This is a genomic window from Serratia rhizosphaerae (genome assembly GCF_009817885.1).
Taxonomy (GTDB): domain Bacteria; phylum Pseudomonadota; class Gammaproteobacteria; order Enterobacterales; family Enterobacteriaceae; genus Serratia_B; species Serratia_B rhizosphaerae.
In genome coordinates this window covers 4,334,694-4,346,310 of the sequence record NZ_CP041764.1, presented here as the reverse complement: position 1 = coordinate 4,346,310, position 11,617 = coordinate 4,334,694, and the positions used below count along the sequence as shown (strand labels likewise).

The 11,617-nt window shown below is 55.7% G+C and carries 13 protein-coding genes; 10 read left to right on the top strand and 3 right to left on the bottom strand.

The features are described 5' to 3' along the window. Positions 1-42 precede the first annotated feature (42 nt). A complete protein-coding gene (locus FO014_RS20165; protein ID WP_160030822.1) occupies positions 43-852 on the top strand; it encodes a DeoR family transcriptional regulator in 810 nt (269 codons plus the stop codon). 14 nt (positions 853-866) lie between these two features. Here the strand turns inward: FO014_RS20165 and FO014_RS20160 are convergent, their stop codons facing one another. Then, entirely contained in the window at positions 867-1,412 is a 546-nt protein-coding gene (locus tag FO014_RS20160; protein ID WP_160030821.1) for a hypothetical protein, read from the bottom strand. A 226-nt stretch (positions 1,413-1,638) separates the two neighbouring features. Between FO014_RS20160 and FO014_RS20155 the strand changes: the two genes are divergently transcribed. From FO014_RS20155 to FO014_RS20135, 5 genes are all read left to right on the top strand, one after another. After that, positions 1,639-1,962: a cupin domain-containing protein gene (locus FO014_RS20155; RefSeq protein ID WP_160030820.1), complete on the top strand. Its 324-nt coding sequence runs from the start codon at positions 1,639-1,641 to the stop codon at positions 1,960-1,962. Between the two features lie 202 nt (positions 1,963-2,164). Then, a complete protein-coding gene (locus tag FO014_RS20150; protein WP_160030819.1) occupies positions 2,165-3,766 on the top strand; it encodes a sensor histidine kinase in 1,602 nt (533 codons plus the stop codon). Positions 3,767-3,770: 4 nt separating this feature from the next. After that, positions 3,771-4,487, top strand: a complete 717-nt coding sequence (dcuR, locus tag FO014_RS20145) for a two-component system response regulator DcuR (protein WP_160030818.1) — start codon at positions 3,771-3,773, stop codon at positions 4,485-4,487. Between the two features lie 453 nt (positions 4,488-4,940). Further along, on the top strand, positions 4,941-5,519 hold the full coding sequence (locus FO014_RS20140; protein WP_160030817.1) for a hypothetical protein: 579 nt from the start codon (positions 4,941-4,943) through the stop codon (positions 5,517-5,519). A 150-nt stretch (positions 5,520-5,669) separates the two neighbouring features. Continuing rightward, positions 5,670-6,509, top strand: a complete 840-nt coding sequence (locus tag FO014_RS20135) for an alpha/beta fold hydrolase (protein WP_105231457.1) — start codon at positions 5,670-5,672, stop codon at positions 6,507-6,509. 69 nt (positions 6,510-6,578) lie between these two features. Here FO014_RS20135 and FO014_RS20130 read toward each other — a convergent pair whose 3' ends face one another. Together FO014_RS20130 and FO014_RS20125 are read right to left on the bottom strand one after the other, a co-directional pair. Beyond that, a complete protein-coding gene (locus FO014_RS20130; RefSeq protein ID WP_160030816.1) occupies positions 6,579-7,001 on the bottom strand; it encodes a hypothetical protein in 423 nt (140 codons plus the stop codon). Positions 7,002-7,249: 248 nt separating this feature from the next. After that, positions 7,250-7,798 carry a helix-turn-helix domain-containing protein gene (locus tag FO014_RS20125; protein WP_160030815.1) on the bottom strand — a complete coding sequence of 183 codons (549 nt, stop codon included), beginning with the start codon at positions 7,796-7,798 and terminating at the stop codon, positions 7,250-7,252. A 103-nt stretch (positions 7,799-7,901) separates the two neighbouring features. Between FO014_RS20125 and FO014_RS20120 the strand changes: the two genes are divergently transcribed. The 4 genes from FO014_RS20120 (at position 7,902) to FO014_RS20105 (ending at position 11,544) form a co-directional block, all read left to right on the top strand. Then, on the top strand, positions 7,902-8,570 hold the full coding sequence (locus tag FO014_RS20120; RefSeq protein ID WP_160030814.1) for an AzlC family ABC transporter permease: 669 nt from the start codon (positions 7,902-7,904) through the stop codon (positions 8,568-8,570). Next, positions 8,570-8,890, top strand: coding sequence for an AzlD domain-containing protein (locus FO014_RS20115; protein WP_160030813.1), 321 nt, complete (start codon positions 8,570-8,572; stop codon positions 8,888-8,890). The genes FO014_RS20120 and FO014_RS20115 overlap by 1 nt, the downstream gene beginning before the upstream one ends. 161 nt (positions 8,891-9,051) lie before the next feature. Next, positions 9,052-10,185, top strand: coding sequence for a class C beta-lactamase (gene ampC, locus FO014_RS20110; RefSeq protein ID WP_160030812.1), 1,134 nt, complete (start codon positions 9,052-9,054; stop codon positions 10,183-10,185). Between the two features lie 330 nt (positions 10,186-10,515). Beyond that, positions 10,516-11,544 carry a fatty acid desaturase gene (locus FO014_RS20105; RefSeq protein ID WP_160030811.1) on the top strand — a complete coding sequence of 343 codons (1,029 nt, stop codon included), beginning with the start codon at positions 10,516-10,518 and terminating at the stop codon, positions 11,542-11,544. Positions 11,545-11,617: the final 73 nt, after the last annotated feature.

The window sequence follows — 11,617 nt, the reverse complement described above, 5'->3', positions numbered from 1 at the left end:
GCAAATCGAAATGAAACGAAAGATTTAATGAAAGGAGCTCTTATGAGCAGCAGCGACTTTTCCGCCGACAAGCGCGTCACCGGCACCAGCGAACGGCGTGAACAGATCATCCAGCGGTTGCGACAGCAAGGAAGCGTGCAGGTTAACGATCTTTCCGCCTGGTTTGGCGTCTCCACGGTGACCATCCGCAACGATCTGGCGTTCCTGGAAAAACAGGGGATCGCCGTACGCGCCTACGGCGGCGCGCTGATCTGTGACGGCGCGGCTCCCGCCGTTGAGCCCAGCGTGGAAGCGAAAAGCTCGCTGAATATGACGTTAAAACACGGCATCGCCCGGGTGGCAGCCGAGATGATCCTGCCCGGCAGCCGGGTGATCCTCGACTCCGGCACCACCACCTACGAGATAGCTCGGCTAATGCGTCACCACCACGAGGTGATCGCCATGACCAATGGTATGAACGTCGGCAATGCGTTGCTGGAGGCGGAAGGGGTGGAGCTGCTGATGACCGGCGGCCACCTGCGCCGTCAGTCACTCTCTTTTTACGGCGACCAGGCGGAACAGGCGCTGCTGAATTACCACTTCGATATGCTGTTTCTCGGCGTTGACGCCATTGACCCGGAGCGTGGCGTCAGCACCCACAATGAGGATGAAGCGCGTCTGAACCGCCGGATGTGCGAAGTGGCGGAACGGATTATCGTGGTGACCGATTCCAGTAAGTTCAACCGCTCCAGCCTGCACAAAATTATCGATACCTCGCGTATTGATACCATCATCACCGATGAGGGGATTCCTGCAGACAGCCTCAACGGGCTGCAAAAAAACGGGATCGACGTGGTGCGGGTAAAGGTGTAGCGCGGCGTCCGCCTTTAGCGCTGTCGCTGGGCCTCAAAGTACACGTTGCACATTGAGAAAATCAGCGTATCCGGGTTCTTGATTAACACCGTCGCCCCGGGGAACTCATCGGCATCCGGCGTATTGGAGGATGAGTCTTTTGCGGTATGCATGATGGCGATCCGCTCCACCGCCGGCGCAATGATACCCAGCATGGCGAAATCAACGGCCGGCGTCTCGGAGTCGGCATCCGAGTTGTCTTCGACAAACTCCTGTTCTTCAACCGTACTGCTTACCACGCCCAAACTGCGCCGCTGCTGGTTGTTCCAACTGAAACCGTCCGGCTGATAGCTGATTTGCGTATTCAGCACGCTGTCGATCTGCTGCCGCTCCCAGCAGGCGTTGGCCTGTGTCGGCCAGGTTTTCGTCACCCGCCACTGGCCGAGCAGCTGGCTGGGGATCGGCGCCCTGCTCTGCGGCAAAGACGCGGAATGGCTTGGCTCCGGCTGCGCCATCGCCAGTAACGGCGCCGACAGCGGTATAAGCAGCATCAGTGGCAATAACCGACGTGTAACTTGCATAGCGGATTCCCTTATTTCCTGGCGAGAGATAATCGAGCGCCCTGTGCTATCAGGCAGGGTTTAGCATACTGTCGCCGGGTCCGCGCGCGCAACTGCCAACGTGCTCCCGGTTGCCGGTTGGTTCAATATTCCCTTCTCCTACCGCGTCGCACACTGTCTCTTGCTAAAATTAAAACAACGTTTTAATTTAAACCCCATCGGCCTTATTCGTTAGTAGGAGCGCAAAATGTTCGTATTTAAGCAAGATACCCGGCTGGAAACGCTGGGGGACGGCGTATCGCGCCGCATTCTGGCTCACGGCGGCGGCATGATGGCCGTGGAGGTGCACTTTCTTGCCGGCGCGGCGGGGCCGTTGCACAGCCATCCCCATGAACAGTTGACCTACGTGTTGTCCGGCCGTTTTGAGTTCACCATCGGCGACGAGACGCATCAGGTCAGCGCCGGCGACACGCTGTATAAACAGCCTCACGTGGTGCACGGCTGCGTCTGTCTGGAAGCCGGCGTCCTGCTGGATACCTTTACCCCGCAGCGGGAGGATTTCCTGACCTAAGCCTGAGCCCGCGTTCTCCCTGCTCTCCCCGGCTAAAAATTGCGAGCAGGCGCTGAAGAGTTACCATCAGGCATAGCGCATCGTTATGTAACTAAAATAACCCCGTTCCCCGCAGCCGGCCGTGGTAATCTGCAGCCGGTAACTGCGCCCGTCCCCTTTCCCCGTTAGAATAGCGCGTCGTAATTTGCTCCGGAGAATACTTATGTCACAGCCCAGGTTTCCGCTGAAGCTCAGCACCTCGGTCACGCTGATGGTATCCGCCATTATCGCCTCGGTGCTGATGGTGGTTTACGCGCTGTTTTTTGTCCAGATGGACCATGAAGGACAAAGCCAGCTGCAGCGCAAGGCCATGGCCATCGCCGAAACGCTGGCGCTGTCCGACACCATCGTCGACGGACTGCAGAACCGACGGCAGGACGGCGCTATTCAGCGCTTCGCCGAACAGGTGCGTCAGCATAATGAACTGCTGTTCGTGGTGGTGCTGGATATGGACGGCATCCGCTATTCGCACCCCAAACCGGCGCTGATCGGCCATCACTTTATCGGCAACGATCTGGCGCCGGCGCTACGCGGCCAGTTAAACAGCGCCATCAACCGCGGCGCACTGGCTCCGGCGCTGCGCGTGTTTGTGCCGGTTTATAACGCCCGGCACCAGCAGATCGGCGTGGTAGCGCTGGGCATTGCGCTGGATACCGTCGAGCGGGTTATCGACGAGAGCCGCTGGATCATCTACTGGACGCTGGCCTTCGCCGCACTGGTCGGCTCGCTGGGCACGTTCTGCCTGGTAAAAGCGTTGAAACGCATTATGCTCGGTTTTGAGCCTTACGAAATTTCCAATCTGTTTGAACAGCGCAATGCGATGCTGCAATCGATTAAAGAAGGCGTGATTGCCGTCGATAATCAATCACGCATCAGTATCGTCAATGATGAGGCTAAGCGGCTGCTGCGGCAGAGCGGGCCGGTTGAAAACCTGCTGCTCAGCGCCGCCAGCAAACACTGGCCGGCGCAATTGCATCTGGCGGAAGTGCTGGCCAGCGGTAAACCGCGGCGCGATCGGCAAATCGCCTTTAACGGCAGTGAACTGCTGGTCAATACCGTGCCGATCATCGTTCAGGGACAGGTGGTCGGCGCGATTGCAACCTTCCGTGATAAAACCGAAGTCAGCCAGCTGCTGCAGCGCCTCAGCGGCATGACGCAATATGCCGATGCGCTGCGGGTGCAGTCGCATGAGTTTATGAACAAGCTGCACGTGATCCTCGGCATGCTGCATATGAAGGCATATCAGCAGTTGGAAAACTATGTGATCAATACCGCCAGCACCTATCAGGAAGAGATCGGCACCCTGCTGCGCCGGATAAAGTCTCCTGAAGTCGCGGGATTCTTTATCGCCAAAATCAACCGCGCGCAGGAGGCCGGCATCGATCTGGTGATTGACGAAGACAGCCTGCTGCCGGAAGCGGCAGAGGCGGAAACCACCCACGTGCTGATCAGCGTGCTGGGTAATTTAATCGAAAACGCCATTGAGGCGATCGACGGCGAAGAGGGGCATGAAATCACCCTGAGCTTCCATCACAATGATAATCATTTACACTGTATCGTCAGTGACGACGGTCCGGGCATCGATCCGATCATCGGCTCGCGCATTTTTGAACAGGGATTTTCAACCAAAGGGTCGGGACGCGGCATCGGCCTGGCATTAATTCTCAGCCACCTGCAAAAGCTGGGCGGCAGTATTGATTTTGACTCTGAACCGGGTGAACTGACCCAGTTCTATGTGCATATTCCCTATCAGGCCAAGAGCTGAAAACATGATTAACGTATTGATTGTCGATGACGATCCCATGGTGGCGGAACTCAATAAATATTACCTGAGCCAGGTCAAGGGCTTTCACTGCCAGGCCACGGTGGCAACGCTGGCGCAGGCACATGCCCTGCTCACCGACGCCGGCGCCAGAATCGATCTGGTGCTGCTGGATATTTATATGAAGCAGGAGAACGGATTAGACCTGCTGCCGGCGCTGCGCGAACTGGGAGAAAAAACCGACGTCATCGTCATCTCTTCCGCCAGCGATGTCGATACGGTGCAAAAAGCGCTGCACTACGGCGTGGTGGACTACCTGATCAAACCGTTTCAGTTCACCCGTTTCAAACAGGCGTTAAGCCACTATCAGCAGCAGTCGCAGCTGTTGGCGCAGCGCACGTTTTGCGCGCAGTCCGACGTGGATAATCTGCTGCGCCGACAGTCGGGCGGCAATGAAAACAAGAAGCTGCCGAAAGGGCTGACCAGCATGACGCTGCGTACGGTTTGTGAATGGATTGAGCAGCAGCACGACGAGGAATTTTCCACCGATAATCTGGCTAATGCCATCGGCATCTCGCGGGTATCATGCCGTAAGTATTTAATTTACCTGGCCGACAGCGATATCCTCAGTACACGTATCATGTACGGCGCCACCGGCCGGCCGGTGTATCTCTATCAGCTCAATGCCGACGCGCTGAGCCTGTTGCAATCGTACTGCCGCTAACCCTCCTCCCCGTTCTGCGCACCGGCCTACGCCGTGCGCGCTTCCCCGCTTTCCGCCCGGCGCCGGCCTCAGAAGCTTGTTGCGCAGGCGGCGTATAAAACCAACAAAGTTTAGCGCTAAACGTAAATTTTCTTAACAAATTCAGAACATATCGCTACGGTAATGTTTGCGTCACAATTAATTAATAAAACAACAGTAATAAAACTGTGTGAATAGAATTATTCCTAAAAATTTCACTTATCCGATGAGCGCACCAGAATATCAATTCATTGATATTTAATTATTTTATAAAAAATCACACGATTTATAACTTTTTAACATGGGTTTAATACTTAATTAAACTTTGATCATCGGCGTGATCTGGTTCTAACTTTATAGGCGAATGGATGAATAACTCTCGCTTGGATGCTTACCCTGTTAATGCAAAACCCTGCAAGGTTTTTAGGAGGATTTATGGCTGATAATATCGTGAAAGACGTCGCTGACACCGCAAGCGATCTGGTTGGTTCCGTTACCGGTACCGCAGGCGATCTGGTTGGCGGCGTGTCTGGCACCGTGGGCGATCTGGTCGACTCTACCGTTGACAACGCCACCGGCGCTATCGGCGGTGTCGTTGACGCTGTGACTTCAGGCAGCGGCGGCCTGTGGGGTGTGATTAGCGGCGTAGCCGGCAGCGTTGGCGGCCTGCTTTCCGGCGTAGCAGGCTCTCTGCTGGGTCTGGTGGGTGATGTGGCTGGCACCGTTGGCGACCTGGCCGGCAATGTGACTGATTTTGTTGGCGGCGTACTGGATAAAATCAGCGACCTGGGCGGCGATGTCGGCAAAGTTGTTGACCACGTCACCGACGGCGTATCTGGTGTGGTTGACCACGTCACCGACGGCGTATCCGGTGCGACTGACGCAACCGACGCGCTGATCTCTGCACTGGAGCAGACCGGTGGCGACGTTGCCGCTGCTGCTACACCTGCTGCTGCTGTAGAAGTTAACGGCGTGACTGACGCCGCAGACGCTGCCGTACACCACGCAGCGTAAGCCATACCCGGATTCATAATATCGCTCTGCGGTCGTTCTGGCCGCAGAAACAAAATAACCGGAACGCAATAATTTTCACATATTTACCAGGGTTTGCTGCGCCATTCTGAGGGGCCGGCATCATTTTATTGTTATTCATGGGGGTGGGAAATGAAACCAGAAACAGAAATTGTTCGCGTCGGTGACTGGCAGGTCTATGTAGAGCGATATATGTACCCCGGCGTCACGGACTCCGTCATCTGCGTTAATGGATCTTTTTCAACCACGCTGGCTTTTCGCAGCTGCGTACGAAACTTCAAGAACCGGGTTAACGTCATTCTCTTCGATTTACCGTTCCTTGGTCAGTCCCGTCAGCACAATGATTTAACCAAGCCGCTGGCGAAAAGCGATGAGGTTTTCATTCTGCAGAGTTTGATTAACCATTATGAACCGTCTTATCTGCTCTCGATCTCCTGGGGCGGACTGGCAGCACTGATGGCGCTCTCCTCCCGCCCGCGCTCCATCCGCAAAGCCGTTGTCGCTTCGTTCTCCACCAAGGTTAACGACGCGATGAATTATTATGTCAGCCAGGGTAAAAAATTACTGGATGAAGGCAAAGGCGATGAAGCGGCTATGCTGCTGAACACCGAGGTCGGCAAATATCTGCCGAATCTGTTAAAGCAGGTGAACTACGAACATTTGCGACAGTTTGATGAGTCGGCGCAAAAGCAGGTTCGTTACCACGTTGCGCAGATTACCGAGTTTAATCAGGCGGATTATATCGATACCTTCCGGCAGATTGATACGCCGATACTGTTCATTAACGGCGAGCAGGACGAATACACTACAGCGCAAGATATTAAGGAACTCAGTAATTATATCAATAACTGCGAATTTATTACCGTACCGCAGGCTGGCCACTTTATTTATATGGAAAGCCGCTTTGCGGCAGATTATTTCAACGACGTGATGAATGGTTTTCTGTTGGTTGAAGAAGCGATGGCATCCTGAAAACGTGTCGCCGCATGCTGAAAGGCCGGACGTCAACCGCGACCGGCCTTTTGTTTTTCTTGCGAATGTTCAGTCCCAGTTGATGCGCCCGCACAGGCTCGGGTCGCGGCCTTCATCATCCCACTTCAGGCTGCCGCGATCCCCCGGCGGCATACAGTTCACCAGATAGTCTCTGGCCGCCGGCCGCGTACTGTTCGGGTGCCGTCGGATCCGCTCCCGCTGCTCCCCCAGAATATGCGCGCGTTGCCGCTGGCGCTGGTAATCCGCCAGTGCCTGAGCCTGTTCCTCACCCTCCGCCCGCTGATTGTCCTGCGCCAGTTTTTCCGCATTCCATATTTGGTGGCGCGGCACAGGCTTGAGGGGCTGCGCCGCATTACCCGCTTTCCGGTCGGCCGCTTCCGGCGGGTGGTATTGTAAATCGAAGGTCGCGCCCGCGGCCGCAGACGCCGCGGCCATCAGCACCGCCATCAATAGCGGTAAGCTCCGTTTCATCAACATTCTCCTGAAATCCCTGTTTATGCGAATGCCATTCCGGGGGACGCCTGCCGTAAGGATCTTCCCCTGATCCCAGCCGCTGCGGCGCTGAGCGCCGGAAGGTTGGAACAAAATTAATTAGCATTCTTATTAATGGCGATAAAAACGGCAGGCTGCAGGATTATAAATGACGGCCAAATGAGAATGAAAGTAATTACGGTAATTACAATAGTTAATTAACCCGGCGAATAACCGACGTCATCGACTCAATTCTGCTCCGACACCAGCACCGCCAGCGTATCAGGCTCCAGCGCCTTGAAGATATGCGCCCTATCGCCGGGATAACAGATATAGTCGCCGGCATACAGCTCAACCGGCGTATCAATCAGCCCGACCAACGCCCGGCCTTGAGTGATGATGATATGTTCCACCGAACCGGGCGAGTGCGGCTGTGAAATACGGTCAGCGCCGGGCTGGGCCGTCAACAGGTAAATATCGCGCCGCGCCCCCGGCGGACAGGTCGCCAACAGCGCGGCGGTATAGTTGGCCATTTCCGCCACCACCGTCGGCCCTTCGCCGCGGCGGATCACCTGCGTGCTGTTTTGCTGTGGCTCCATCAGCCTGGCAAACGGAATGTCCAGGGCGACGCACAGCGACCACAGTGTTTCCAGGCTGGGGTTGCCGTTAGCGGCCTCCAGCTGCGACAGCGTCGACTTGGCGATGCCCGCACGCCGGGCGACTTCCGCCAGAGAGAGGCCCGCACGCTGGCGTTCACGCACCAGCGCATCGGCGATAATGGTTATCGGTTGCGTCATAAATTACGGCACCTTAATCCTATAACGAACGATCGTTCGACTTGTAAAACACTTCGGCGTTGTTCATTATAACAAAACTTTCGTTCGTTATAAGGTCATGGAGATGAAGTTCAACCGCTTGAGCGTGCTAAACAGTGAGGTGGTCAAAGGCATCGTGCTGGTCTGCCTCGCCGATGGTATCGTGGGCGTCTCTTACGGTTCGCTGGCTACCGGCTACGGCTTCCCGCTGTGGGTGCCGCTGGCGCTGTCAGTATTGGTGCTGGCCGGCGCATCCGAATTTCTGTTTATCGGCATCGTTGCCGGCGGCGGCAGCCCATTTGCTGCCGCTACCGCCGGGCTGCTGGTCAACGCGCGCCATATGCCCTTCGGCATGGCGGTGAAGGATTTGATCGGCCACGGCCCGGCGCGCTTTCTCGGCTGCCACATTATGAACGATGAAAGCGTAGTGTTCGGCGTCTCACAGCCGACGCTGGCGGCACGCAAGGCGGCTTACTGGCTGTGCGGTCTCGGTATCGCGCTGTGCTGGCCGCTGGGGGTGATTGTCGGCGGTTCGATCGGCAATTTGATCCCGGACGTGCACAGCATTGGTCTGGATGCCGTCTTCCCGACGATTTTGCTGGCGCTGATCGTCTCAGCGTTGAAAAACCGCCGCACCCTGCTCTCCGCCGTTTCCGGCACGGCGTTCGCGCTGGCGGCCGTACCCTGGGCGCCCATTGGCATGCCGGTGCTGTTTGCCCTGTTAGGGCTGCTGATCAGAAAGAGGACGCGTTAATGTCACTGCACTCCATTGTTACCGGCATGATTATCCTGGCCGCCGGCACCTACCTGCTGCGCCTGAGCGGCGCCCTGCTCGGCCAAAAAATGGCCTTTTCCACCACCACCCGCGATCTGCTGGCGGATGCCGCCACCACGCTGCTGCTGGCGGTCGCGGTTATCGCCACGCTGTTCGAGGATCAGCATTTCGCCGGCGCGGCGCGGGTGGTCGGTGTCCTGACCGGCCTACTGCTCACCTGGCGTAAAGTACCATTAATTATCGTGCTGATCGCCGCCGCCGCGGTGACCGCGCTGCTGCGCTGGCTTGGCCTGCCCTGAGCAGAATGATTCGCATAACCAAAATAATGATAATAACCAAGCGTAACTGTTCTATGATGTAATTTCAGCGCAACGGGATAAATTGCGCATTAACCATCGGTGCCGAGCTGACAGTTCGGCACTTCCAAGACATGTGATGCATCGCTCCGGTTAACTTAATTATGCTGAAAAAAACGCTTCCTCTGCTTCCCCTGTGCCTGGCTTTACTGCCGGCGTTCGCTCACGCCGTCGATAAGGCAGAGATCGATAAAGTCGTACAACCATTAATGGAAAAATACGCGGTGCCGGGTATGACCATCGCCGTTTCCGTTGACGGCAAACCGCAATTCTACAATTACGGCGTGGCATCCAAACAGAGCAAGCTGCCGGTTACGCAGAATACACTGTTTGAGATCGGCTCGCTGAGCAAAACTTTTACCGCCACGCTGGCCGCCTATGCGCAACACGCCGGCAAGCTTGACTGGGCGCAACCGGCCAGCCATTACCTGCCGCAACTGCAAGGCAGCGCCTTTGACCGCGTCAGCCTGCTGAACCTGGCGACCCATACCTCCGGTCTGCCGCTGTTTGTCCCGGATGCGGTCACCAATGAACAACAGCTGATGGACTATTACCGCCAGTGGCAGCCGTCGCACCCAATAGGCAGCTACCGGGTATATTCCAATCTGGGAATTGGTCTGCTGGGCATGATCACCGCCAACAGCCTGGCGCAGCCGTTTACCACCGCGATGGAGCAACGTTTGCTGCCCGCACTGGGCATGACGCACAGCTATGTCAATGTGCCGCCGGCCGCCCAGAAAGATTATGCGCAGGGTTACAATAAAGAAGACCAACCGGTGCGCGTTACCCCCGGCCCGCTGGATGCTGAATCTTACGGCCTGAAATCCAGCAGCGGCGATCTGATCCGTTATCTGAACGCCAATATGGGGCTGGTCAAGGTTGCCTCCGACTGGCGGCAGGCGCTGGATGACGTTCATCGCGGCTACTACCGCGCCAGCGAGTTCACGCAGGACCTGATGTGGGAAAGCTACCCTTACCCGGTCACGCTGGATACGCTGCTGGCGGGCAACGATGCGAAAGTGATCATGAATGGCGTGCCGGCACAGGCAATAACCCCGCCGCAGGCTCCTCAGCAGCAGGCCTGGTACAACAAAACCGGTTCAACCAACGGCTTCGCCACCTACGCGGTATTTATCCCCGCGCAGAAGACCGCCGTTGTGATGCTGGCAAATAAAAACTTCCCTAATGATGAGCGTGTAAAAGCGGTATACCAGATTGTACAGAGCCTGACGCGCTGAGCATCATCGCCTTTCGGGGGGCATGCGTCCCCCGGTTTTCCTCTGGTAATGCTGAGTCATAATGCGACAGTTTTTTTGCGTAAAAGTCTGAAACAAGCGTCTAAAAAAACAGGCGGAATTAATCATTATCCGTTGAATAATTGGTACATTAATCATTCCCTGGCAAATCTATCGCACACGCCAAACTTAAGCGCTACTTGTTAATCACCTCATTGTTTCTACCTTTACTTATTACAAGGAAATCATCTCAGCTACCGTGGCCGAAGATAACCACTCAGGGAATGTGGTGAGTAGTATCCGCCGATTTACTTGGATAGTGAGGAGATGAAAATGGTCGACGAGGCCCCACCGCTCAGCCTGCCCGCCAGGGTAAAATACATCCGCCAACAGATTATCGCGGCAGGTAATGACGTTAAGCTGCGCTTCCCCGTGTTGAAATATCAGAACGCCATCGGCTTAGGCATCTTGCTCTTCTCGATATTTTCACTGGTTGCCGTCTCGGCGCTCTATATTCATCAGCAGATTTCCTGGTGGTTATGCCTACTGCTGAATGCACTGTGTCTCTCTTTAGCCCATGAAATAGAACACGATTTAATTCATAACCTCTATTTTAAAAAAAATCGCTTTATGTATCACCTGATGATGACCTTAGTGTGGATCGTCAGGCCAAGCAGCGCTAACCCGTGGGCGCGTAAAACGCTGCATCTTAAACACCACCAGTATTCCGGCTCAGAGCAGGATCTTGAAGAACGTGCGCTCAGCAACGGCACTCGTTGGGGAGTGCTCCGGCTGCTGATGACGGCGGATCTGATGGTGGCACTGGCCGTCGTCGCCTGGCAGGACAAAGGCAAAGGCGACCTGCGAGGGGTATTACTGACCGGCCTCAAGGCGTTCTTCCCCGTCGCTTTTCTTACCTGGGGGCTGTGGTATCTGTTCCTGATCGTACACGGCATAGATTTTGCTGCTACGCTGAGCGGCATGCCGATTACCTGGTCCGGCGCAACACAGGCGCAGATCGGCTATCTCGATATACTGGTGGTGGTACTGATTGGCCCCAATATTCTCTGGAGTTTTTGTCTGCACTTCGTCAGTTCAAATATGCATTATCATGGCGATATAGAGCACAACAATATCCTGCAGCAGACGCAGGTGATGAACCCCTGGTGGCTATGGCCGCTGCAGCTGTTTTGTTTTAATTTCGGCAGCACGCACAGCATTCACCACTTCGTGGTTAATGAGCCGTTCTATATCCGCCAGTTGACTGCGGCAAAGGCGCACCGCGTAATGAGAGAGATGGGCGTCAGGTTTAACGACTATGGCTCATTCGGCCGGGCCAACCGTTGGGGAGCCGCGGAGTAAACGGTAAAAAACGCGAGAACTGCGCGCCCCTGCACCACCTGAGTCAGGGCCGGGCCGGGCGATTCTCGCGCCT